This window comes from Kitasatospora sp. NE20-6, from assembly GCF_045862635.1.
The window spans coordinates 99,999-123,182 of sequence record NZ_BPRL01000037.1; the positions used below are offsets into that span (position 1 = coordinate 99,999).

General features: G+C 73.1%; 25 protein-coding genes. 13 read left to right on the forward strand and 12 right to left on the reverse strand.

The annotated features are described in order from the left end of the window. Positions 1–56 precede the first annotated feature (56 nt). Positions 57–977: an NAD-dependent epimerase/dehydratase family protein gene (locus SNE206_RS24110; protein ID WP_407915581.1), complete on the forward strand. Its 921-nt coding sequence runs from the start codon at positions 57–59 to the stop codon at positions 975–977. On the opposite strand, the gene SNE206_RS24115 is transcribed toward SNE206_RS24110, so the two are convergent. The 4 genes from SNE206_RS24115 to SNE206_RS24130 form a co-directional block, all read right to left on the reverse strand. Next, positions 881–1,132 carry a hypothetical protein gene (locus SNE206_RS24115; protein WP_407915615.1) on the reverse strand — a complete coding sequence of 84 codons (252 nt, stop codon included), beginning with the start codon at positions 1,130–1,132 and terminating at the stop codon, positions 881–883. The two genes, SNE206_RS24110 and SNE206_RS24115, sit on opposite strands and share 97 nt — an antisense overlap. Before the next feature lie 138 nt (positions 1,133–1,270). Further along, the gene (locus tag SNE206_RS24120; protein ID WP_407915582.1) at positions 1,271–3,337 is read right to left on the reverse strand and encodes a xanthine dehydrogenase family protein molybdopterin-binding subunit; all 2,067 of its coding nucleotides are present in this window, start codon (positions 3,335–3,337) and stop codon (positions 1,271–1,273) included. Continuing rightward, a complete protein-coding gene (locus SNE206_RS24125) occupies positions 3,334–4,329 on the reverse strand; it encodes an FAD binding domain-containing protein (RefSeq protein ID WP_407915583.1) in 996 nt (331 codons plus the stop codon). The genes SNE206_RS24120 and SNE206_RS24125 overlap by 4 nt, the downstream gene beginning before the upstream one ends. Next, positions 4,326–4,808 (reverse strand): (2Fe-2S)-binding protein, encoded by a 483-nt coding sequence (locus SNE206_RS24130; RefSeq protein WP_407915584.1) that lies wholly within the window; start codon positions 4,806–4,808, stop codon positions 4,326–4,328. The genes SNE206_RS24125 and SNE206_RS24130 overlap by 4 nt, the downstream gene beginning before the upstream one ends. Positions 4,809–5,410: 602 nt before the next feature. Between SNE206_RS24130 and SNE206_RS24135 the strand changes: the two genes are divergently transcribed. The 3 genes from SNE206_RS24135 to SNE206_RS24145 all read left to right on the forward strand — a co-directional run bounded on the left by SNE206_RS24135 (position 5,411) and on the right by SNE206_RS24145 (position 7,190). Then, complete coding sequence (locus SNE206_RS24135) at positions 5,411–6,277, forward strand: SigB/SigF/SigG family RNA polymerase sigma factor (RefSeq protein WP_407915616.1); 867 nt, start codon at positions 5,411–5,413, stop codon at positions 6,275–6,277. 176 nt (positions 6,278–6,453) lie between these two features. Further along, entirely contained in the window at positions 6,454–6,927 is a 474-nt protein-coding gene (locus SNE206_RS24140) for a hypothetical protein (RefSeq protein ID WP_407915585.1), read from the forward strand. Next, positions 6,924–7,190, forward strand: a complete 267-nt coding sequence (locus tag SNE206_RS24145) for a DUF4235 domain-containing protein (RefSeq protein ID WP_407915586.1) — start codon at positions 6,924–6,926, stop codon at positions 7,188–7,190. The genes SNE206_RS24140 and SNE206_RS24145 overlap by 4 nt, the downstream gene beginning before the upstream one ends. Positions 7,191–7,303: 113 nt before the next feature. Here the strand turns inward: SNE206_RS24145 and SNE206_RS24150 are convergent, their stop codons facing one another. Beyond that, positions 7,304–7,669: a PRC-barrel domain-containing protein gene (locus SNE206_RS24150; RefSeq protein ID WP_407915587.1), complete on the reverse strand. Its 366-nt coding sequence runs from the start codon at positions 7,667–7,669 to the stop codon at positions 7,304–7,306. A gap of 288 nt (positions 7,670–7,957) precedes the next feature. Next, complete coding sequence (locus tag SNE206_RS24155; RefSeq protein WP_407915588.1) at positions 7,958–8,662, reverse strand: GNAT family N-acetyltransferase; 705 nt, start codon at positions 8,660–8,662, stop codon at positions 7,958–7,960. Between the two features lie 1,022 nt (positions 8,663–9,684). Between SNE206_RS24155 and SNE206_RS24160 the strand changes: the two genes are divergently transcribed. Then, positions 9,685–11,148, forward strand: coding sequence for a family 43 glycosylhydrolase (locus SNE206_RS24160; RefSeq protein WP_407915589.1), 1,464 nt, complete (start codon positions 9,685–9,687; stop codon positions 11,146–11,148). A 230-nt stretch (positions 11,149–11,378) separates the two neighbouring features. Here SNE206_RS24160 and SNE206_RS24165 read toward each other — a convergent pair whose 3' ends face one another. Beyond that, entirely contained in the window at positions 11,379–12,422 is a 1,044-nt protein-coding gene (locus tag SNE206_RS24165) for a CU044_5270 family protein (RefSeq protein ID WP_407915590.1), read from the reverse strand. Beyond that, positions 12,419–13,033: an RNA polymerase sigma factor gene (locus tag SNE206_RS24170; protein WP_407915591.1), complete on the reverse strand. Its 615-nt coding sequence runs from the start codon at positions 13,031–13,033 to the stop codon at positions 12,419–12,421. The genes SNE206_RS24165 and SNE206_RS24170 overlap by 4 nt, the downstream gene beginning before the upstream one ends. A gap of 453 nt (positions 13,034–13,486) precedes the next feature. Between SNE206_RS24170 and SNE206_RS24175 the strand changes: the two genes are divergently transcribed. After that, positions 13,487–14,101 carry a hypothetical protein gene (locus tag SNE206_RS24175; RefSeq protein WP_407915592.1) on the forward strand — a complete coding sequence of 205 codons (615 nt, stop codon included), beginning with the start codon at positions 13,487–13,489 and terminating at the stop codon, positions 14,099–14,101. A 67-nt stretch (positions 14,102–14,168) separates the two neighbouring features. Next, positions 14,169–14,855 carry an XRE family transcriptional regulator gene (locus SNE206_RS24180; protein WP_407915593.1) on the forward strand — a complete coding sequence of 229 codons (687 nt, stop codon included), beginning with the start codon at positions 14,169–14,171 and terminating at the stop codon, positions 14,853–14,855. Here the strand turns inward: SNE206_RS24180 and SNE206_RS24185 are convergent. Continuing rightward, positions 14,816–15,295, reverse strand: a complete 480-nt coding sequence (locus tag SNE206_RS24185) for a hypothetical protein (protein ID WP_407915594.1) — start codon at positions 15,293–15,295, stop codon at positions 14,816–14,818. The genes SNE206_RS24180 and SNE206_RS24185 overlap by 40 nt on opposite strands. A gap of 190 nt (positions 15,296–15,485) precedes the next feature. On the opposite strand from SNE206_RS24185, the gene SNE206_RS24190 reads away from it, so the two are divergent. Continuing rightward, positions 15,486–15,893: a hypothetical protein gene (locus SNE206_RS24190; RefSeq protein ID WP_407915595.1), complete on the forward strand. Its 408-nt coding sequence runs from the start codon at positions 15,486–15,488 to the stop codon at positions 15,891–15,893. Between the two features lie 141 nt (positions 15,894–16,034). Here the strand turns inward: SNE206_RS24190 and SNE206_RS24195 are convergent, their stop codons facing one another. Then, complete coding sequence (locus SNE206_RS24195; RefSeq protein WP_407915596.1) at positions 16,035–16,910, reverse strand: aminoglycoside phosphotransferase family protein; 876 nt, start codon at positions 16,908–16,910, stop codon at positions 16,035–16,037. Between the two features lie 368 nt (positions 16,911–17,278). On the opposite strand from SNE206_RS24195, the gene SNE206_RS24200 reads away from it, so the two are divergent. Continuing rightward, positions 17,279–17,482 (forward strand): hypothetical protein, encoded by a 204-nt coding sequence (locus SNE206_RS24200; protein WP_407915597.1) that lies wholly within the window; start codon positions 17,279–17,281, stop codon positions 17,480–17,482. A 160-nt stretch (positions 17,483–17,642) separates the two neighbouring features. On the opposite strand, the gene SNE206_RS24205 is transcribed toward SNE206_RS24200, so the two are convergent. Further along, positions 17,643–18,893 carry an MFS transporter gene (locus tag SNE206_RS24205; protein WP_407915598.1) on the reverse strand — a complete coding sequence of 417 codons (1,251 nt, stop codon included), beginning with the start codon at positions 18,891–18,893 and terminating at the stop codon, positions 17,643–17,645. Between the two features lie 221 nt (positions 18,894–19,114). On the opposite strand from SNE206_RS24205, the gene SNE206_RS24210 reads away from it, so the two are divergent. From SNE206_RS24210 to SNE206_RS24220, 3 genes are all read left to right on the forward strand, one after another. Then, positions 19,115–20,338, forward strand: a complete 1,224-nt coding sequence (locus SNE206_RS24210) for a serine hydrolase domain-containing protein (protein ID WP_407915599.1) — start codon at positions 19,115–19,117, stop codon at positions 20,336–20,338. 112 nt (positions 20,339–20,450) lie between these two features. Continuing rightward, positions 20,451–21,020: a hypothetical protein gene (locus SNE206_RS24215; RefSeq protein WP_407915600.1), complete on the forward strand. Its 570-nt coding sequence runs from the start codon at positions 20,451–20,453 to the stop codon at positions 21,018–21,020. 219 nt (positions 21,021–21,239) lie between these two features. Next, positions 21,240–21,842 carry a helix-turn-helix domain-containing protein gene (locus tag SNE206_RS24220; RefSeq protein ID WP_407915601.1) on the forward strand — a complete coding sequence of 201 codons (603 nt, stop codon included), beginning with the start codon at positions 21,240–21,242 and terminating at the stop codon, positions 21,840–21,842. A 191-nt stretch (positions 21,843–22,033) separates the two neighbouring features. Here SNE206_RS24220 and SNE206_RS24225 read toward each other — a convergent pair whose 3' ends face one another. Next, entirely contained in the window at positions 22,034–22,588 is a 555-nt protein-coding gene (locus SNE206_RS24225) for a GNAT family N-acetyltransferase (protein WP_407915602.1), read from the reverse strand. A 118-nt stretch (positions 22,589–22,706) separates the two neighbouring features. On the opposite strand from SNE206_RS24225, the gene SNE206_RS24230 reads away from it, so the two are divergent. Further along, positions 22,707–23,117: a pentapeptide repeat-containing protein gene (locus tag SNE206_RS24230; RefSeq protein ID WP_407915603.1), complete on the forward strand. Its 411-nt coding sequence runs from the start codon at positions 22,707–22,709 to the stop codon at positions 23,115–23,117. Positions 23,118–23,184: the final 67 nt, after the last annotated feature.

Sequence of the window (23,184 nt, forward strand, 5' to 3'; positions counted from 1 at the left end):
CACCCGAGCAGACTGGCCGCCGAGGACGCCGTCGACGGACGAGGAAGGACCACCCCATGGACGTGTGCGTGATCGGCGGGAGCCGCTACTTCGGGCGGAGGCTGATCGAGGAACTGCGCGATGCGGGCGCCGCGGTGACCGTCGTCAACCGGGGTTCGTCACCCCCGCCGCAGGGCGTGACCCGGCTGCTCGCCGACCGCGACGACGAGGCGGCGCTGCGCACCGCGCTCGCCGGCCGGTCCTTCGACGTCGTGGTCGACCAGGTCTGCTACTCGCCGCTCCAGGCCGCCGTCGCCGCCCGGGTCTTCGCCGGCCGCACCCGCCGCTACGTGCTGACCTCCACGGTCGAGGTCTACGCCGGGCTCGGACGGCCGGGCGGGGCGGCCGCCGCAGGGACAGCCGTCACGGAGGCGGCCCTCGCGGAGGAGGCCGTCGACCCGTCGGCCTGGCCGGTGGATCCGGAACTCCCCTGGGCGGACGAGCAGTTCCGGGCCGACCACTACGGCGAGGGCAAGCGCCAGGCGGAGGCGCTGCTCCTCCGGCAGGCGCCCTTCGACGTCGCCGCCGTCCGCACCGCGCACGTGCTCGGTGCCGGTGACTTCACCGGACGCCTCGCCCACTACGTCGAGCGGATCGAACGCGGCCTGCCGGTGGCCGTCCACCCCGCGCCCCGGCCCGCGTCCTTCGTCCACGCGCCGGAGATGGCCCGATTCCTGGCCTGGGCGGCAGCGGCCGACTTCACCGGCCCCGTCAACGCGGCCTCCCACGGCACCCTGGACGCACGGGAGTTGGCTGAAGCGGTCGGTCGCACGGTCGGTGCGGTACCGGTGCTGGTCGCCGGGACGGGCGAGCCCGTCTCGCCGTTCTCCTTCGACCGCTGCTACGCGATGGACACCGGCCGCGCGGCCCGCCTGGGGTTCCGCTTCTCGTCGGTCGACGACTGGCTGCCGGCCGTCGTCGAGGAGGCCCGGGCCTGAGACGGACCCCGGCCGTGCACGCCGCCGCCCGCCCCGCGGCCGGAGCTCCTCACCGCGTAGTCGATGCCCTGTGCGCGGGTTTCCTGCTCGGTCAGGCCGGCCTGCGCGATCCGCGGCCGGGTGAAGACCGCGGAGGGCACGGTGTCGTAGGCCATCGTGCGCGGGCTCCCGGGGTGGAGCAGATCGTGTGCCGCCACCTTCGCCTCGCGGTCGGCGACGTGCTCGAGCGGCACCCACCCGGATTCACCCGCGGGACGAAGGCCGCCGCTCGCCCTCCTGGGCGCGGACGGGTCTCACCCTCCCGTCCGCCCCAGCAAGGCCCGGACTCCGATCGGGAGTTCCCGCACCCGCACCCCGGTCGCGTGGTGCACCGCGTTGGCGACGGCCGCGGCCGTGCCGACGATGCCGATCTCGCCGATGCCCTTCGAGCCCATCGGGCTGACGTGCGGGTCCTGTTCCGCGACCCAGTACGCCTGCACGTCCGGTACGTCCGCGTTCACCGCCACGTGGTACGCGGCGAGGTCGCGCTCCGCGTGGTCGCCGAACTCCGGGTCCATGGTCGACTCCTCCAGCAGCGCCATCGACGCACCCATCACCATGCCGCCGAGCAGCTGCGACCGGGCCGTGCGCGGGTTCAGGATCCGCCCCGCCGCGAAGACCCCGAGCAGCCGCCGCAACCGCACCTCGCCGGTGTCCCGGTCGACCTGCACCTCCGCGAACTGCGCACCGAACGCGTGCCGGGCGTACTCCGCACCCTGCGCCACGAGTTCCCGGGTGTCGGCGTCCGCCGACAGACCCTCCGCCGGCACCGGGCCACCCTCCGCGAGCCGCCGCGCCAGCGCGGAAGCCGCCGCGTGCACCGCCCACCCCCACGACGAGGTGCCGCTGGACCCGCCCGCCACGCCGCCGTACGGCAGGTCGCTGCGCCCGATCTCGGCCCGGACCCGGTCGACCGGCACGGCCAGCACCTCGGCGGCGATCACCGCGAGCACCGTCCGGGCACCCGTCCCGATGTCGGTGGCGTTGACCCGCACCAGGAAGGTGCCGTTCGCCTCCGCCCGGACCTCGGCGGACGCCGGCCCGATCAGCACGGGGTAGGTGGAGGCGGCGACGCCGGTGCCGACCAGCAGCCGGCCCTCGGCGCGCCCCGCCGGCCCGCGCCGCTCCCACCCGAAGCGGCGGGCGCCTTCGCGCAGGCACTCCGTCAGGTGCCGGCTGGAGAACGGCCTGCCGCTGTCGGGTTCGGTGCCGGGCTCGTTGCGCAGCCGCAGCTCCACCGGGTCGATGCCGCAGGCCAGGGCCAGTTCGTCCATCGCGGACTCCAGCGCGAACATGCCCGGGGCCTCGCCCGGCGCCCGCATCCACGACGGCGCCGGCACGTCCTGCCGGACCACCCGGTGGGTGGTCCGCGAGGAGGGGGAGCGGTACATCACGCGGGCCGGCACCGCGGCCTGCTCCACGAACTCCTTCAGGGTCGAGCAACGGGTCAGGATCTCCTGGGCCAGCCCTTCGATCCGCCCGTCGCGCCCCGCCGCCAGCCGCACCCGCTGGACGGTCGGCGCGCGGTGGCCCACCACGGCGGCGAGGTGCGCGCGCGGCAGGGCGAGCCGCACGGGCCGTCCCACCACCCGCGCCGCCATCGCGGCCAGCACCACGTGCGGCCGGGGCGTGCCCTTGCAGCCGAATCCGCCGCCGACGTGCTCGCTCACCGCCAGGACCTGCGACCGCTCCAGACCGAACAGCGCGGCCAGGACCCTCTGCACCTCCGCGGTGCCCTGGCTGGAGTCGTGCACGGTGAGGCGGTCGCCCTCCCACCGTGCGGTCGCGGCGTGCGGCTCCATCGGGTGGTTGTGCATCGGCGGGGTCCGGTAGGTGGCGTCGACCCGCACCTCGGCGGCGGCCCACGCGGCGTCGAAGTCGCCCCGCACGCGGTCCGCCGGGTGGCCGCCGTTGGCCTGCTCGGGGGCGTAGACGCCGGGGTGGCCCTCGGTCAGCACCACGTCGTGCGGCTCCGCCGCGTACGTCACCCGCACCGCGGCGGCGGCCTGCTCGGCGGCCTCCGGGGTCTCGGCGACGGCCAGCGCCACGTACTGCCCGCGGTGGGCGACGCGGGCCGACTGCAGCACCGCCAGCGTCGGATCGTCGGCGTGCGCGAGGCGCGGCGCGTCCAGGTGGGTGAGCACGGTGAGCACCCGCGGGTCGGCGAGGGCCGCGGCGGTGTCGACCGCGGTGACCGCGCCGCGGGCGACGGTGGCGGGCACCGGGCAGGCGTGCACGCAGCCGGGCGGCCGGTGGTCGTCGGCGTAGCGGGCGGTGCCGGTGACCTTGTCCCGGCCCTCCAGGCGCGCAGGGCCGGTCATCGGACCTCCCCCGCCCCTGCGAGGGTGCACAGCAGCCGGACGGCCAGGTTGCGGGCGAGCGGCACCTTGTACGCGTTGTCGCGCAGCGGTCGGGCACCGGCGAGTTCGGCCTCCACGGCAGCGGTGAACGACGCCTCGTCGGCGGGGCCGCCCACCAGCCGCTGCTCGGCGGTCCGGGCGCGCCACGGCTTCGGCGCGACACCGCCGAGCGCCAGCGACACGTGCGTCACCCGGCCCGCGCGCACCGCCAGGACGCCCGCGGCCGAGGCGAGCGCGAAGGCGTACGAGGCGCGGTCGCGGACCTTCCGGTAGGCGGACACCGCGTCCGGCACCGGCGGCGGCAGGACGACGGCGGTGACCAGCTCGCCCGGCAGCAGCCGGTGCTCCTCGTCCGGCCGGTCGCCCGGCAGCCGGTGCAGGTCCGTGACGGGCAGGGTGCGTGCACCGTCCGGGCCGAGCAGCTCCACGACGGCGCCCAGCGCGGCGAGTGCGACCGCGAGGTCGGACGGATGCGTGGCGATGCAGTGCTCGGAGCCGCCCAGCACCGAGAGGTCGCGGTGCACGCCCTCGCGGGCCGGGCAGCCGGTGCCGGGCCGGCGCTTGTTGCACGGCTTGGCGGTGTCCTGGAAGTACGGGCAGCGGGTGCGCTGCAGCAGGTTGCCGGCCGTGGTCGCCCGGTTGCGCAGTTGCCCGGACGCCCCGGCGAGCAGCGCCTCCGACAGGACCGGGTACGCCGCGCGCACCAGCGGGTCGGCCGCCAGGTCGGCGTTGGGCACCAGGGCGCCGATCCGGAGTGCGCCGCCGTCGGCCGGGGCGATGCCGCCGAGCGGCAGCCGGCCCAGGTCGACGAGCAGACGCGGCCGTTCCACCTCCAGCTTCATGAGGTCGACCAGGTTCGTGCCGCCGGCCAGGTAGCGGGCGTCCGGGCTGCCGGCGAGCAGCTGGACGGCCTCCTCCGGGCCGGTGGGCCGCAGATAGCCGAACGCCCTCACGACGTGGTCTCCACGACGGCCCGGACGATGTGCGGGTAGGCGCCGCAGCGGCAGAGGTTGCCGCTCATCCGCTCCCGCACCGCAGGCCCGTCCAGCACCTCGCCGGCGGCCTCCGCCTCCGCGAGCAGGCCGACCGCGGAGCACAGCTGACCGGGCGTGCAGAAGCCGCACTGGAAGGCGTCGTGGTCGAGGAACGCCTGCTGCAGGGGGTGCAGGTCACCGTCGGCCGCGAGGCCCTCGACCGTGGTCACGGAGCAGCCGTCGGCCGTGACGGCGAGGACCAGGCAGCTGTTCACCCGCCGACCGTCGAGCAGCACCGTGCACGCCCCGCACTGGCCGTGGTTGCAGCCCTTCTTCGCACCGGTCAGCGCGAGCTGCTCGCGGAGCGCGTCCAGCAGGGTGCAGCGGTTGTCGAGCCGGAGATCCCGGCGCACGCCGTTCACCTCCAGCGTCACCCCGGTCTCGGTCGTGGTGATCATGCGCGTCCCTCTCGTCCGGTGGCGTTGCGTGCTGGCGTGCTGGCGTGCTGGCGTGCTGACGTCGTGTCCGGTCGGGGTCCGGGTCGGGCCCGGTGCGGCGTCGGGGTCCGGGGCCGGTGCGGGCGCCGGTCAGGGCCACACGCCCCGGCCGGGACTCCGTGGCGGAGGGGGCTGCCACTCGATCGTCACCCTCCCCGAGCGGTGGTGGTCGTCCCGTCCCCCCAGCTCAGCCGAAGTGCGGGGTCCGGGCATCCCGGGTCACCCGGACGGACCGGAGCCGGGCCGCCACCCGTGGGGCCGGGCCGGGCTCCGCTCACCAGCGGTGGCGGCTGCCGGGTTCCGTGGACGGCTGCCGGCCGTCCACGGCCCACCGCAGCCACCGCAGCCGCCGCTCCGGTGACGGCGGGCGCGCACCGGCGTGCATGACGGTTCCGCTGGGGGGAACCGGACCGGGGGAGAGCGGACCCGCCGCCCCGGGGGATGACAAATCATCCGATACCGGACGACTTTCGGGAGTCGGCGCATGCCCTGCGAGAACGCGGGCAGCGGGCGTGCGGGCACGGCATCTCCGCCGGGTCCGCGACCGGAGGAGAACCATGAGCATGGCAGTCCTGCAGGGAACGGCACCGGCTCACGAGCTCACCGACCTGGGGACGGCAGCCCCCGCGGCCGTCCCGGCGCCGCGGATCGACGACCCGGGTGCGGTGGCGCCGGCGGACGCGAAGGAACTGTCGCGCGACCTGCTCGTGCGGCTGCGGTCGCTGGAGGAGGGCAGCAGCGAGTACTCGTACGTGCGCGGCACCCTGGTCGAGCTCAACATGGCGCTGGTGCGGTTCGCCGCGCGCCGCTTCTCCAGCCGCAGCGAGCCGATGGAGGACATCCTCCAGGTCGGCACGATCGGCCTGATCAAGGCCGTCGACCGCTTCGACCCGGACCGTGAGATCGAGTTCGTCACCTTCGCCCTGCCCACCATCATCGGCGAGATGAAGCGGTTCTTCCGCGACACCTCCTGGATGGTCCACGTGCCCCGCGGCATGCAGGAACTCCGCCTGGCCCTGGCCAAGGCCTCCGACGAGCTGGAGCAGCTGCTCGACCGCCGCCCCACCCCCGCCGAACTCGCCGCGCACCTCTCCATCGAGGAGCGCGAGGTGATCGAGGGCATGAAGGCCGCCAACGCCTACGCCGCGCAGTCCCTCGACGTCCCCACCGACGGCGAGGAGCCGGCCGCGGTCCTCGGCACCCGCCACGCGGTGGAGGAGAAGGGCTTCGAGGCGGTACTCCACCTGGAGACCCTCAAGCCCCTCGTCGCCGCCCTGCCCGAACGCGACCGTGCCGTCCTGTCGATGCGGTTCGGCGCCGAGATGACTCAGAGCCAGATCGGCGAGCAGCTCGGCGTCTCCCAGATGCAGGTCTCCCGCATCCTCACCCGCATCCTCAAGCAGCTGCGCACCGGCCTGCTCGCCGACTGAGGAGGCGCCCCGAACGGCCGTGGCGCTCCGGCGGCCCGGAGCTCCGGCGGCCCGGAGCTCCGGGACCGGTGCGGATGGGCGATGCGATCGGGGGTAGCCGCGGGGTGACGGACGACCGGCCGGTTCCGCAGCCGCGGGAGGGCCGGCACCGACGAGACGGACGAGAGGAGCAGGCCATGACGACGGGGATTCCCGGGAACGACGCGTCCGCACCGTCCCTGGACGAACTCGGTACCCAGGCCGACCGCACCCGCGAGGAGCTCGGCCGCACGACGGAGAACCTGACCGACGGGACGGAACTCCCGGACCGCGACCGGCGAAAGGTGACCGCCATGAAGAACGAGGCGCAGGAAGCAGCCGTGCACGCCGCCGAGGCCGTGCGCGACACGGTCACCCACGCCGTCCACACCGTCCGGGACCACGCCCCGAAGAACGTCCTGGACCGCGCCGGACAACTGACGGCCCAGGCCCGCGGCACGGCGGCGCACGTCGGCCACCTCGCCGCCGACCGCACCCCCTCGCAACTGCGCACGCAGGCGGGCCGCGCCGCGACCGCCGCCCGCGCCAACCGCGCACCGCTGCTGGTCGCCGCCGCGGCCGCCGTCCTGACGGCGGTGCTGCTCCGCGGCCTGCTCGGAGGGCACCGGTGAAGGTCGCGAAAATCGCCTACAAGCCGGTCGGCCTGGTGCTGGGTGCGTCCGCCGGACTCCTGGCCGGCGTGCTCTTCAAACAGGCGTGGAAGGTGCTCGGCCACGACGACGACGCACCCGACGCCACCGACGAGCACCGGACGTGGACGGAGATCCTGGTGGCAGCCGCACTGCAGGGCGCGATCTTCGGCACCGTGAAGGCCGCCATGGACCGCGGCGGTGCGGTCACCACCCGCCGCCTCACCGGCACCTGGCCCGCCTGAACCCTCCCCACCGTCCCCCGGCCGCCCCGTGGGCCCGCGCACGACTGCGGGCCGCCACCGGCACGGTGACGGCCCGCTCGCTCCCGGCGCCCGGCCGGACGGTGACGCGCTCCCTAGACGGGGCCGCCGTAGTACGGGCCGTAGTAGCTCGCGTACGCGTCCCGGTACGCGCTGTCGGCGGGGTCGTGCTTGTCGATGTCGTACTCCGGGCTGTCCCGGATCTCGTCCTTCGTGCGGTCGACGTACACCTTCTTGTCCTCCTGCTCGACCCGCACGATGGTGCCGGCGGGGAGCAGGACGTGCTTGCCGAAGATCCACGGCCCGGTGTCGACCACCAGGTACTCCGAGCCGGTCACCTCCGACAGCCGGTCGACCCTCCCGATGTGGCCGTCGGTGGCCTCGACGTGGAAGCCGACCAGGTCGGAGCCGGACACGTGGCCGGACGTGACACGGAACTCCCAGATCTCGATGCCGCTCATGGTGCCTCCCTTGCGGTTCGGCGGGAGCGGGCTGCTCCCGGTGCGAAAGCTCTCTGCCCACCCGGCTGCCCCGCTCCCGCCGGGCCACACGTCACCCGCCCCCGGCAGAGCCTGCCGCCGCACGCACGCACGCACGCCGCGCCCGACCGGTCCGGGGCAGGCTGACCGGCCGGCCGACCGGCCGCTCGCGCCGGGATCCCCGACGCGGCGACCCGACCGGGTCCATGCGGGCTCACGGGCGCCGCAGTCGAACATCACCCGCGCACCCCGACGCGCGAGCGGAGGCCGTCACGGCGTGCGGAACCCGCGGAAGGTCACATGCCTCCGGGTCTCGAAGCCGAGCCGCTCGTAGAGGGCGATCGCGCGGGTGTTCGCCTCGGCCACGTGCAGGAAGGGCCGTTCGTCCCGGGAGGCGATGCGCGCGACGAGCGCATCGACCAGGGTTGCGGCGTGGCCCCGTCCGCGGGCCTCGGGAGCGGTGCAGACGGCGCTGATCTCCGTCCATCCCGGAGGCCTGAGCCGCTCGCCCGCCATCGCCACCAGCGTGCCGTCGACACGGATACCGAGGTACGTGCCGAGCTCCCGGGTGCGCGGCCAGAACGGCCCCGGCTGTGCCCGCGCGACGAGGTCGAGCATCTCGGGCACATCCTGCGCGTGCAACTCGACCACCTCGCCGCCTGGTTCGGCCCGAGGGCGGTCGATCCGGCTGTCGGCGGGCAGGATCATCTGGCGGCCTTCGAGGACGAAGACCGGCTCCCAGTCCGACGGCGGGACAGCCGGGCAGCTGAACATGTCGGCGAATCCGCCTCGACCGAGCAACTGGGCAAGATCGGCCCACTCCGCCGCATCCGGGTCGGTGGAGACCGCGGAGAAGGTCGCAACCTCCGGCACGTACGTGGCGGCCCGGCCGAACCGGCGTGCGAGATGGGCGTGATGACCGCGGAGCGACTCACCCACCGGGTCGTCTAGCGCGACCGCGTCGCGGTTCACCATCGTGCTGCACCTCTCGCGTCGTGCATGGAAGCCGGTCGACCGGTGATGCCGTCCGGTGCCGGTGCGTCCCCGGACCGGCGACGGCAGTGTAACGAGCGGCCGACTCGTCGACGGCCCGGGCGACCCTGCTGACCACGGGGAATGCCTGCGGCCCCCGCCCTGCTCCACTCCTCTGTGGCTGTGGCTGTGGCTGTGGCTGCGCTGCTTCTGCCGTCGCGCCCGGGATGCCTTCGGGGGCTGTCCGTCCGGCAGGTTCGGCACGGCCCGCCCTCCACCGTGGTCCGGCACGGCTCCGGGGTGTCCTGACGGCACGTCGGATGCGGCGTGCGACGGAGATTCCCTGCCGGAGTGCCGTCGTTGCGGAGTTCCTGACTTCAGGTGGTGGGGCAAAACCCCTGCCTGCAAGGGTTTCTGAGGGATCCTCTGGCGTACGGAACGGCCGGGTGCGGGGAAGTCTTTCGGCAGAGTTCGAAGAATCTCTTGTGCGTTCCGCTCCGGCGGTTTAGCGTCGTGGCCACTCGAGTACAGAACCCGTTCGATCGGCGCGACAGAATTGTTAGCGCTAACATCACCTCTCAGGAGCCTGACCTGCCATGATGCCGAGCGCTTCCGCGCCCCGGGGGTCCGTTCGCGGCCTCCCCGGCGGTCGGTGAGTGCTGCGCCCTGTCGTGCGGACGGCGTCGCCGGTCCGGCATTCCGTCCTCCCCGGATGTCCGTGCGGACGTCCGACCCGACTGATGCGCATACGTTTCATTTCGCTCGTTCCCCTCCACCCGCCCGGCCGCAATCCGGAAATGCATGATGCGTGCATCCGGCGAATCCGCAGAAAGGCCTCGTTCGGCCGCATCGAGCCTTCGGGGCGAATCGAGTCCGGCCTGCGTGGACCCGCTCGTCGGCCACGCACCCGGCCGTGCCCGCGCACGCAGCGGTACCCGTGAACCAGGGCGGCGCCGCCCCCGTGCTGACGCCGCGTCCGTCCTGAACCGCACACTCTCCGGCAGTCCACCCCTCAGGAGACCCCCATGCCGATGAACCCCCCTCACACCTTCACGCAGAGAGCGGTCGCCGTGCTCTCGGCGCTCCTGGTGAGCCTGTTCATGGTCGTCGTCGTCAACCCCGCACCGGCGTCGGCGGCCCCGGGGCCGACCTTCACCAACCCGGTCGTCGACACCCCCAACAGCGCGGACCCCACCCTGCTGTACTACAACGGCTATTACTACTACGTCGCCACGACCTGGTCCTCCGACGTCGTCATGCGCCGGGCCACCACGATCTCCGGGCTGCGCGGCGCTCCCGAGCAGGTCGTCGTCCGCACCGGCGGAACCGCCATGTGGGCCCCGCACCTGGAGATGCTCAACAACAGGTGGTACCTGTACTACTCCGTCGAGCAGACCGGCGGCGCGCGCCGCACGCACGTCGCCGAGAGCTCCGGGACCGACCCCCTCGGCCCCTACACGGACCGCGGGATCCTCAACCTCATGCCCGACAACGGCTGGGCCATCGACGCCGCGGTGCTCAAGCTCAACGGCGCCAACTACATGATGTACTCGGCGTTCGCGGCGAGCGACGGCCTGCAGTCGCTCTACATCGCACCGCTCTCCAACCCGTGGACCGCCGGCGCCTACGGCACGAGGATCTCCGCACCCACCCTGGCCTGGGAGCGCCAGGACGGCGCCGTCAACGAAGGCCCGTTCGCCCTCCAGCACGGCGGCCGCACCTTCATCACCTACTCGGCGAGCCACTGCAACGGGCCGAACTACAAGCTGGGCATGCTCACCTACGGCGGCGGCGACCCCCTGGCCGCGGCCTCCTGGACGAAGACCGCGAACCCGGTCTTCCAGCGCAACGACGCGGCCGGGGTGTTCGCGCCGGGCCACCACTCCTTCTTCACCTCGCCCGACGGCACCGAGACCTGGATCGCCTACCACGCCAACTCCTCGGCCTCCCAGGGCTGCGGGACCACCCGCACCACCCGCGTCCAGAAGATCTCCTGGAACGCGGACGGCACACCCGACCTGGGCACCCCGGTCTCCACCTCCACCGTCCTGGCCGCACCCTCGGGCGAGGCCGGAACCCCCGCCGGGATCCGCAACCAGCACAGCAACCTCTGCCTGGACGACTACAACTGGGCGACCGCCCCGGGCGCCGAGGTGCGGCAGTGGACCTGCAACGACGCGGCCGTGCAGGACTGGTACCTCACCCCCGTCGCGGGCGGGTACTACCAGCTCAGCAACGGCCACAGCGGCCTGTGCCTGGACGACAAGGACTGGGCCACCGCAGCCGGTTCCCCCGTCCAGCAGTGGACCTGCAACGGCCTGGCCACCCAGCAGTGGCAGGTGACCGCACTCGGCAACGGCTACTCCACACTGAAGAACCGCAACAGCGGCCTGTGCCTGGACGACTACAACTGGGCGACCGCGGCCGGCTCCGAAGTGCGGCAGTGGACCTGCAACAGCCTCGCCACCCAGCAGTGGCAGATCTCCTGATCACCACGCCCCTCCTCACCGGGCTTACGGCGCAGGACGAACCGGCCTGCCGCGCAGGGGAGTCGGCGCCGGTGGGTGTGACACCGCCCGCCGACCGTGCGGCGACGGCGACCGCGGCTCGGGGATGACGGTGCCCACCGGCAGAAGCGGCTCACGCCCTTCTGCCGGTGGGCACCGGTCGTCGAGGCAGCGGGCGGGCGCACGGTCGGCACCGTCGGTACCGGAGTCGGCTACGTGTCCGATCGCTCTGCGGGGATCCGCCCGGGAGCATCGGTGATGCCGCGGGCGACGACGGCGACGGAGGTCACCTCGTCGCCCGCCGCGCCCCAAGGGCCGTCCACGAGCAGGACGGTGCGCTCGCCGAGGAGGCGCAGGGTCTGCCTGTCGAAGATCCACTCGGAGCGCTCGCCGTTGTGCACGCGGGCGACCGCGACTCCGTGCCGTCCGGTTGCGTCCACCGCGTCGTCGACGGTCACCACCCCGGGGATGCGCCCGGCGGCACGGTAGAGCGCGGCGCTGACCCCGGGCGGCGCGACCGAGCTGCGCAGCAGGTCGCCGATGGCGGTGAAGGCCTCCTGGTCGGGGCCGGTGGTGGAGCCGGAGCCTGCGCCGTGGTTGAGGTCCGCGTCGGCGTAGATCTGCTGCAGCAGTGCCTCAGGGTCCGTCGGCAGGGCGGAAAGAAGCTTGTGGGTAGGCGAGTCGAGCGAACCTCCACCGGGCGCGGGGATCGCCCGATCGCCACCGGTGCCGCGCTGCAGGCCGGGCCGGCTGCCGTCGACGGCGACCCACTCTTCGAGGTCCTCGGTGGTGGTGGCGCGTTGCATCGTGCCGCCCCCGGTCTCGCTCAGCGACGTGCTGTGGCCCACTGTCCTGACGTAGGAGTACTGGGTGTCGCGGGCCGCAGCCTGCGGCTGGACGTAGGCCGCCCGGGCGGCGCGTTCCAGGAGCCGGACGGAGGCCGCGGTGGCCGGTGGCGCCTGCTCCGCGGGCCTGCCACCACGGTGGAGGCCCACCACCACGACGACGGCCGCGGTGACGGCCATGGCGGTGGCGACCGCGGTCGCCACCGCCAGGCGCTGCCGCACGGATCGCACGGCAGCGTGGGGGGAAACGGGTGTGCGGGCAGGGTGGTGCAGGTCGATCTCGTTCAGCAGGAACTCCTTCAACGGCTCCGGTGCCATCTCCGGGTGGGCCGGCGGCGGCAGCAGACGCGCCAGTTCCCGGCGCTCGTCCTGCTCGTCCCGCCCGTCGCGGGGTCCACGTGCGGTGTTCACGGCTGCCTCCCGGACAGACGGCTGTCATCGAGGTGGTGTCCGCGGCCGCGCCGCGGTTCCACGGGTTGCCGGCCCGGTGCTCCCTCGGCCCCGACGCTCCGGTGGAGCTTCTCCCGTGCCCGGGACAACCGGGACCGGACCGTGCCGACCGGGACTCCGAGAGCCTGCGCGGCCTCCGCGTAGCCCAGGCCCGACCACACCACGAGCGTGAACACCTCGCGCTCGCCGCGCCGCAGTTGCCCGAGCGCGCGCAGTGCGGCGGCGGCCGTGTCGGCGTCGGTGATCCTGCCGACCACCTCGTCGGCGAAGTCCGGTGCGGGCTCGCGGACCGGCATGCGGGCCATCGCCGCGCGGTGCCGGCGGGTGGCCCGCGCGGTGTTGCGCAGCACGTTGGTGGCGATGCCCAGCAGCCAGGCCCGCGGGTTCAGCACCTCGCCGCGCAACTTGTCCCGCAGCCGCCACGCCTCCAGGAACGTCAAGGACACGACGTCGTCGGCGACATGCCGGTCACCGGTGGATCTGGCCGCGTGCGCGAACACCGTCCGGGCGTGCTCGTCGAACAGTTCGGCGAATGCCCGCCGGTCGCCGGGCGGGTCCTGCTGACGGGGCAAAGGAGACTCCACGCAATTCTGGTGTCCGCAGCGGGGGAGCGGTTCCCAGGTATTTTCGCCGCGCACGTGCGGGCCCGCGTGTGCCGCATGCGCCGCGTCGGCGTGCGAGCAATGTGAGCAGCGTGAGCAGGCCGTACGGGCCACAGGGGCCACCGGTCGGCCGTACCGATGCGGGTGCGGGCGGAGAGCGTCGGAGCTCTCCACCGGATGCCATGGCCGACCGCCTGTGCGTCGATCGCATCCACTCGCGCCGCCCCCGGCCCCGCTCGGCGGCCCGGATTCCGACCGATCCTCAGGGTTTGCTCAGATCCCTCGCGCAGGTGCCCCGGCGTCTGTCAGCCTGGCTGCGCCTGGTCGTCAGCACACGTCCATGGGGGGCTCGTGGCAGGGACCGAAGATGACGGAGCGCCGGTACTGCAGCCGTGCCCGAGCTGCGGGCTGACGGACCTGGTGATGGGTGTTCCGGCTGCGTACCACGCGGGACGGGACAACGAGCGGATCACGAGGAGGGCCCGCTTCTCCGACCCGGAGACGACCGTCACCCGCTCGGTCACCACGTCGTTGTCCAGTGCGCTGGAACCGGCTCCGACGTCGCCGACATCAGCCGGCCGTGCCGCCGGGGCGGCTCTCGTCGTGGTGTCCGTCGGGACCTTCGCCGGGGGCGCCGCCGCCGGTCACTGGTTCGGTGACGCTGTGTCGATGCCCGCGCGGAACTACCCGTTCGACCTCGCACCGGTCGCGGACGCACCGCTGCCCGACTACGCCTTCCTCGGATGGATCTCCGGGCTCGCCCTGCTGGCGGCGATCCTGCTGTTCGTCGGCACGGCCGTACGCCGGTCCGCGCACCGGCGACACCTGGCGGGGCGGCCCGCCGCCGAACGGGTGTGGTCCCGGGGCTGGTACTGCCGACGCTGCGGCACCGTGCACTTCCCCGCCGCACGAGAGCGGGCGGTCACCGCGCTGACTCTGCAGGAGTTCCGGACGATCGTGTGGGAGGCCGGTGGCTACGGTCACCTCGCCGGTCGCCGGTCGCCGGTCGCCGGTCGCCGATCGCTGACCGGTACCTGATGCCGCATCGGACAACGCTTGCCTGGTCACGGGAGATTGCTCTGTCGACGGGTGGGAGAGTGTGGCCATGGAGACTGCCAACCGCGCGCTGACGGCGGACGTGATCGCGGCACTGACGTACTGGCCTGACGTCCTTTGGGTAGGCCAGAAGAATCCTCCGGACCCGGTGGACACGACTGTCCTGCTGCCCTTCATCAACGAGGTGCTGCAGGACCTTCCGTGGTGGAACCGCGACTGGAAAGTCGACCGCGTCAAGCCGGGAATTCCCGTGGAAACCGGGGATCACCGCTGCGATCCCGCCGTGAGGTTCGCCGAGGTGTCGATCCCGGGAACGGTCACCTCCGGCAACGGCGAGAGCCTGCCGTTCGTCGCGAAGATCGGGTTCACGGGCGACCGACTGATCCGCTTCCAGGCCAAGATCGGTGACGTTGTCATCGGCCCGGCCGTTGCCCCTGTCGGGCAGTCGGAGCCGCATCCGTTCGGACGGATACTCACCGGGTTGATGGACCTGCGCGGGATTCCGGTCAGGGACATGGCCAGGGCCGTCGGACTGTCGATGTCCACCATCGGCATGCTCCGCGGCGGGGACAACCCGGATCTGCTGCAGGCCCGCCTGATCGCCGGGGTCCTGAACATGTCCGAAGCGGACGTCAGAGTCATCGCTGGACTCGACGACGGCAGTGCGCAGCAGCTGACAGGTGACGGCGTCAGTCATCAGCCGGGCGTATCTGCCGACGGGCAGTACGGCCCGTAGTCAACGCGTCGCCCCCAGCGCGACCACCCGGGAAGGGGCAGGCAGCCGGAGGGGAAGTCGCGGCTGCTCTGCACCTCTTTACTGCCGTCGCCAAGGGTTACCGTCACCTCGCACCGACCCGGGGCGAAGACAGCCGTGACATCTCCTGTCAGGAGGGCATCGATGATTGCCCCCATGAGATCCAGTTCTTCTACGGACCGGCCAAGTTCCCATCGCACACCACCGGCATCGACCCCCAGGACGATGTCAGCGGAGTCTCCCTGATACAGCCAGGAGAAGCCGAGCGGGCCTGCACGCCCAGGACGGACCACGACATCCCAGAACCATCCGTCGTCCCGTTGCTCGATCTCTGCGATCCCCTCAAGGTCCTGCTTCAACCACCCGACCAGCGTGTTCAGCCTGCGACGTACTGGATCGCCGTCGGTTCCCTCGTTCTGCATGGTGGTGAAATCTACCGGCCCACACTGCCGGGCCACGGTGATCCGTCTCGGGGCAAAGGTTGCCTGATGTGGCACTGGCTCCGGTCGAGACAGGGCGGGGCAGGGGCAGGACCGGGCGGGGCGGGGTGAGGGCCGTCCACGGCGGCGGTCTATCGTCGGAGCACTGTCTTCCGACCATCTGGAAGTTCTCATGCCTCGCCGTTCACCGGGCGAGATCAGGGCCGAACTGCCCGTGCGCGGCGGGGCCGGCACGAGGCAGGTCATCAGGGGCCTGTCCGCCGCGACGAATCGGCAGATCGCGATGTTCGAGGTGCTGCACCGGCAGCCCCCGGGGTCGGTCGCGCACGCCTACCGGTCCTGGGCCACGGCGCTCCACGAGTGGCCCGACCACGGATCCAACCATGGGCACGGAAGCACGAGTTGGAGGGACATGCACGCCCGGACGCTGCTGGAAGGCGTCGCCTCGTCCATGCGGCGCGCGGCCCGCCGCGAGTTCCTCGACGCGATCGCACCTCTGGACGCCCGCTTCCTGGCCCGGACGCTGCAGGATCCCTCTGCGCCCGTGTCCGATCCATGGTGGAAGCGCCGGCTCGGATGACCGCTTCGCCTTGCCGCGCCTCGCCACGTCTCGCCTCCGGCGGTTGCCGCCGCCCGCCGCCCACCGCCCGCCGAACGGTCGTCGAGGCCCGTCCGGTCGAGCCTGGAGCGGCGTCCGCGGACGACCGGCGGCACCGCCACGTCAGTGCGGCTGCTCCAGCACCGCGCGGAAGGTGCGTCCGCCGATGCCGTGCATCAGAGGGTTGTCCGCCGAGTGCGTCAGGAAGGCCAGGGACAGGGCCAGCGCCCATCCGCGGGCCCGGTCCCACGTCGTGTCGTCGGCCCGCCCGTACGCCTGGCGCAGGGCAGCGCGCTGCTCCGCCGTGAGGAGCATCCAGGCCACGGACAGGTCGGTGGCGGGATCGCCGGAGGTGATGTCGCCGAAGTCGATCACTGCGCTGACCCGGCCGTGGTCGACCAGGATGTTGGCCGGGTGCAGATCCCCGTGCAACCACAGCGGAGGCCCGTCCCAGGCGGGCGCGGCGGCTGCCGCCTCCCAGACCCGCAGCGCGGCGGCCCGGTCGGACGCGTCGGCGACGTGGGCCAGCCCCTCCAGGACGCCCTCGGCGCGTCCGGACAGCGGGATCCCGCGGAACGCGTTGACGGGGGCGTCCGGAGGGGCCGGGGTGTGCAGGGCGCGCAGGAAGCCGCCGAGTACGGTGGCGGTCGACCCGGGGTCTTTCGGCGCCCGCTGTGCAACGATCCGGCCGGGGAGGAACGGCACGACGCTCCAGGGCCACGGGTACTGCGCGGTCGGCCGCCCGACACGCACGGGCACGGGCACCGGGAGCGGCAGCCGGCCGGCCAGCTCCGGGAGCCACCGCTGTTCGTGCGTGACGAGCTCGGCGGCCAGGGCGCGCCGCGGCAGCCGGACGAGGAGTTCCCCGCCGAGCTGGCACACGAGGTTGTCCCAGCCGTTGGCCAGCACCTCGATCGGCAGGTCCGCGAGATCGGGATGCTGCGCGTCGAGCAGACGGCGCACCAGCCCGACGGAGACGGGAACCTCCGCGGCTGGCATCCGGTGAACTGTCATGGCAGGACCCTACGGCCGCCCCGGCCCGTGGGAGGCCGCGCGCGACGGTGGATCACCTCCGTGCCGGGCATACCCGGCCGCCTCGCAACCCGGCCGCCTCGCAACCCGGTCCCCTCGCAACCCGGTCGCCTCGCAACCCGGTCGCCTCGCACACCCGGTGGACGGCTGCGCCGTGCGAGTCGGGTGCGGAAGGATCCGCTCGGGCACGGAAGGGGCCGCTCTGCTGCGGAAGGATCCGCCGGACAGCGCACGTACTCCGTGCCGGTCGGGGAATCCGAACCCGCACCGGTCGCCCGGCTGCCTGCGCTAGCCTCGACACACCGGCACCCGGCGCCCTGGAGGACGCGATGCGAATGGTGTTCGACCCGAGCGAGGCGGAGGGCCTGCGGGCCGTGGCCCGGGACGCCGTGCCGGAGGACCCGACCCTGGCGTACGTGCTGCTCGACCTGGCGGACCGCGGCGTCGACCTGAATGCCTGCCGCACCTGGGACGACATCAGGGCCGAACGCGGTCTGCCCGAAGCCGTCCCCGCCGACGGCGAGCAGCACGTTGCCTGATCCTCTGACCGAACTCGGCCCGTGGGCACGGCACTCACCGTGCGGCGGGCCGAGCCGACCCGCTGGGCGCGGACCACGTGGCGGGCGCGGACCATGCGACGGGCCGTACGGCTGAGCGTCGGCGTACGGAGGTCCGCCGGCTGACGCACCCGCTCCCCGGTCATCCCCTCGCTTCCGCAGCAACGCCCGGCTGCGGCCGGGTCCGCATGCCCCAGCGGGCAAGAGGCGGGCCGGCAGCGCCCAGCGCCGCGAAGAACACCGCCAGCAGCAGCCAGCCCGCCGTGCCGAGGCCGAGCACCACCGTGGTGAGGATCGCGGGGGCGAGGGCCTGGCCCGCGCTGAAGCCGAGGCCGAGGAGACCCTGGTACTGGCCCTGGGCATGGTCGGGGGCAAGGCCGAAGCCGAGGGCGAAGCCTGCCGAGGACTCCCAGACCTCTGCCAGGCTGTGGACGAAGACCGCCGCCAGGACCAGTCCCGCTGCAGCCCAGACAGGGGTGTGCGCCGCCAGCGCCATCATCGGGCAGCTGACGAGGAAGAGCAGCCCCGCGGTGCGAAACGCCCTGCCGCCGTCGTGCGGGGTTTCGACACGGGAGCCGATCCTGGTCTGCATCAGTACGCAGAAGGCGGCATTGACGGCGAACAGTGCGGCCACCGTCCAGCGCGGCGCTTCGGTGTGTTCGGAGATCCAGATCGGCAGGAGCAGGGAGACCACCGGATATTGCAGTCCCATGGCCCCGTAGAGGGCGGTGAACGTCAGGAACGGGCGGTCCGCGAAAGCGAGCAGGCGACGCTGCCGCGGCGGTGCTGCCGGCACCGGGTAGCAGGGCAGCAGGAGCAGAAGCAGCGCGCACAGGGCGAAGCTCGCCGCGTTGCCCAGGATCAGCGTGACGTAGGCGCCACGGGTGCCCGCGGCCAGCGCCAGCCCGGCACCCACCGTTCCGAGAACGACGCCCAGGTTGACGAAGGTGCGCAACTTCGCCCGGAACAGGGCAGGGCGATCACCCCCGGCCCGGGCCACCAGGGCGCCCCAGGCCGCCCCGCCGGCCGCCGCGGCGATCTGGTCGACCGTCGCGACGACCGTGAGCGCTGCCCAGCTCTCGACGAGGACGAGGGCCGCCATCGACATCGCCTGGACCGCGAGGGCCGGCATCATGACCGTGCGCGCCCCGTACCGGTCGGCGAGATGACCTCCGGGTATCCCCGCGCACAGGCCGATCACTCCGGCGACGGTGAGCGCGGCGCCGACCTGCACCGCGGGCAGGCCCACGACCAGGGTGAAATAGAGCGCGGACGCCGCGTTGAACAGACCGTTGCCGACCCGGTTGACGAAACCGGCGGCGATCAGCACACGCTCCGGCCTGCTGCCCCCCACCATGCTGCCTATTCGGCCCGCCGGGCTGCCCTTGATCATGGACGGCAGGCTAGCAGCGGTCGCAGAACCCGCCGCAGCCGTGCCAGGACCGCGTGCCCTGATGGCGACGTGGGCCCCCGGATGCCGACGTGGGCCCCGACGGCGCGTGCTCCGTCCCCGAAGGCCGTCCCGGGTGTCCGTGCGGGCCTGACGGGTGATTGTCGGTGCGGGTCGGTGGCCGCCGCCGCGGTGTCCGTGCACACCCGGCCGATACTGCGGGCATGAGATCCACCCGCTCGACCTCACTGCTGCGCCTCGTCGCGGTCACCGCTCTCATCGCCCTCGGCACCCCGGTCACGGCCGCGGGCGGTGCGGCGGGCGACGGCGGCCCCCGTCGTCCCTGCGTCAGTTCCCGGCCGCCCGCCGGCGGTCCGGCCGTCGACATCCTGCGGATCGCCGAGCAGACCAAGGCGGAACTGGACCTCAAGTCCGTGATCCTGCGGGTCACCCTCGACGGCCGCGAGGTCGTCACCGCGGCGCTCGGCGAGTCGATGACGGGGGTGCCGGCCGAACCCGCCATGCACTTCCGGAACGGCAACGTGGCGATCAGCTACATGGGCACGGCGCTCCTGCGGCTGGTCGACGAGGGCAAGGTCGGCCTCGACGACACCGTCGAGCGCTGGCTGCCCGACCTCCCGCAGGGCGACCGGATCACCCTGCGCATGCTCGCCGCCTCCACCTCCGGACTCGTCGACTACGTCACCAGCCCCGGTTTCTCCGACGCCGTCTACGCGGACCCGTTCCGCCGGTGGACGGCCGGGGAACTGGTGGCCATCTCGACCGGCAGGCCGTTCTGGTACGAGCCGGGTACCAACTGGAGCTACTCGCACGCCAACTTCGTCCTCCTCGGTGCCGCTCTGGAGAAGATCACCGGCACCCGGCTGGACGTCCTGCTCCAGCAGAAGATCATGGGCCCGCTCGGACTGGACGAGACCCGCAACAGCTTCACGCCCGACATCCCGACACCCGTCCTGCACGCCTTCACCGCCGACCGCGGGACGTACGAGGAGTCCACCTTCTGGAACCCCTCGTGGACCACCGCACCCGGCGCGGTGCAGACCACCGACATCTGCGACCTGGCCGACTCGGCCTCCGGCATCGGTTCGGGCGAACTGCTCTCCCCGTCCGCCTACCAGGAACTGCTGAACCCGGGGACGGTCGGCCTGGGCCGGGCGACCGACACCTGCCCGGAAACGGTCTGCCTCCCGAACACCGAAGCCACCCACTACGGCATGGGTCTGCTCGTCCTCGGCGACTGGGTCGTGCAGCACCCCCTGTTCTTCGGCTACTCCGCCTCCCAGGCCTACCTCCCGTGCGAGCGCCTCGCCGTCGCGGTGTCGACGACCCAGGGCCCCGGCACTCCTGACGGCCACACCGCCCAGGAACTCACCCAGCGGATCGCCGCCGCCCTCGCCCCGGACCACCCCATCCCCGACTTCGGCTGAGCGGCCCACCACACCCCGGGCCACCACACCCCGGGCCACCGCCCCGGCTCCTCACCGGGCGACGTCCCCTCGCCCCGGCTGCCGGGGCGAGGGGACGTCGTAGCCTCTGGCCATGAATCGTGGTGAGGGCGAGGACCCGCTGGTTGCGGAGGCCCGCGCGCTGCTGGCCTCCGGGCAGGACGCGGAGGAGGTGTTCGCCGTTCTGGCCGCGCGGAGCGGCGCGTGGGGCGCCTCCGTGCTGGCCGTGTGCCTGGCCCTGGGAGTGTCCCGGACGGACGCCGAGGCCCGGCTCCTGGAGGCCCGGCCCCTTTTCGAGCAGTTCGCGGCAGGGGAGGAGGACCTTGTGGCGGTCCTTCTCTCGTGCGGTCACCTGTTCGTGGTGGACCGGGTGCTGGACGGTCGCGGCGAGCGCATCCGTGATCTGCTGGAGACCGCGGCCGGCGCCCGCGGCGGTTATCCCGGCAGCCTGCTCGGGTGGTTCCGCAGCGGGGAGCTCACGAAGATCTTCCTGTTCTTCGCGAGAACCCGGTTCCGGAACGGGCGGGGTTCGCCCGCCGAGTTCTGGACGGCCATGGTCGCGGCCGGGGACCTGCTGGTGCGCGACGGCGGCCCGGACCTGACCGAGGTGCGGGCCGGGCTGGAACACTGCCGCGCTCAGGCCGCCGCCGCCGGCACGGGATGAGAGCGTCACCGCGACCCTGTGCGGATCCCCGGATCCCCGGATCGGCGCACCTCGGAGCACCTTGGAGCACCTTCGACGGTGGGAACGGAACGGAGCCGAGGACCTTCGAACACTCCCGCCGGCACGGTCCTTCACGGCCTCCGCCCTTCCTCCGCGCGAGGGGAACCCGGACACGGGCTCTGCGACGGCCGCAGACCAGCCTTGCATCCTGGGCATACGATGTTGCCTGTGACGCAAGATGACGGCGAGCTGGACAGTCTGGTACGCAAACGGATCCGCGCCCTGAGGGTCGCGCAGGGCTGGTCGCTGGAGGAGCTGGCCACCCGCGCCAACGTCAGCCCGTCCACGCTCAGCCGTATCGAGACCGGCCACCGCCGCCTCGCCCTCGACCAACTGGTCACCCTCGCCCGGGCGCTGGACACCTCGCTCGACCAGCTGGTCGAGACGGCCACGGACGACGTCGTCGCGAGCCCGATGATCGACGCGGCCCGCGGGCAGATGCGCTGGTCCATCAAGGCCCAGCCCGGCATGACCGTCGTACGCCAGCGCATCACCGACCCGCCGCCGGACAACCTCGCGCGCATGCGTGCACACCCGGGCCGTGAATGGCTCGTCGTCCTGTCCGGCACCGCAACGCTGCTGCTGGGCAACCGCCGCTTCCGGATCGAGACCAACCAGGCCGCCGAGTTCCCCACCATGCTGCCGCACGCCATCGGAGCCGACGGGGGACCGTGCGAGATCCTGGGCGTCTTCGACCGTGATGCCCGCCGCGGCCACCAGAGCGGCGACGACGCCGGACAGGCGCCCGTCCAGCCCCGTTGACCGGCGTGCGGCGTGCGGCGAACGGCACCGCTGCCCGCGCGATCGGGAGCTGCAGTGCCGTCGGCGCTGCGGCAGTGGGACTGTCCCGGGGCGGACCTACCGGGGCCCGCGGGCGGTGATCCGCTGCTGGCCTTCGGAAGCCCCCGGTCGTCGCCTCCCCGGCCCCTGGTCGGTCAGGCCGGCCAGGGGCCTCACCGCCAGGCGGCGACGGCCCACTCCTCGCGGAGCATGCCGAACAGCACGCGGTCGTAGCGCGTCCCCTCCACCAGCACGGCCGACCGGCGGCGCCCCTCCTCGCGGAAACCCAGCCTCGTGAAGGCGCGTACGGCGCGCTCGTTGCCGCTCCAGGTGTCCAACTCCAGCCGGCTCAGGCCGTACGCGCCGAACAGGTGGTCCACGAGCAACCGCAGCGCCTCACTGCCGTGGCCGAGGCCCCAGAACTCGGCCTCGCCGATGGTGACTCCCAGCGTGGCCACGCCGGCGTACGGGTCCAGGTCCCGGTAGTCGGCCATGCCGACGACCCGCCCGTTCTCCAGGTCCTCCACCGTGAACACGGCCGACTCCCGGGGGTTCAGGCGCAGCATGGTGTCGAAGCCGAGCCCGATCGCCTCCGCCGTGACCGGCCCGAAGCACGGGTCGCCGGCGGCGGCCCAGCGCACCACCTCGGGATCGTTGCGCCACCGGTGATGATGCTCCGCATCCTCGGGCCGCAGCGCCCGCAGCCTGACCAGCTCTCCGTCGAACATCGCACGATCCTAGATGATCGTTTCCAAGGGGCGCGGTGATCGTAGGGGCGGTCGGTGCCGCATATGCCGACGACAACCGTCTCCCAGGGCTGACACGATGTCGGCCATGGTCACAGCGATGACGGCAAAGGAACGCCTGGCGTCCCGCCGCCGGTATGCGGCTCTCCGGCGGGAGTCGTTCGACGGCGGTGATCTCGTATCGGTGCGCCTGCCGCAGCTGTGGTTCACCCGGTGCTCGTTCCGCGGGGCCGACCTGCGCCACGCCACCCTGGACGGCTGCCACTTCAAGCTGTGCGACCTTCGCGGGGCCGACCTGAGAGCCGCCTCCCTGCGGGGAGTCTCCTTCGCGGGCTGCGACCTGACCGGTGCCGATCTCCGGGCGGCGGACCTGACCGGCGCGCAACTCGGTCAGGTCCTCACCGGCACCCCGCCCCACGGGCTGACCGACGCCACCGGCATCAAGCTGGACAGCGCCGTCCTCCGCGGCCTTCAGCTCGACCAGGTCATCGGCTGGCCCCGCACCGGGTGACTGCCGCAGGCCCGTTCGTCCGCCGCCCGGATGCCCGGATGCCGCCTTGCCCGGATGCCCGCGTTAC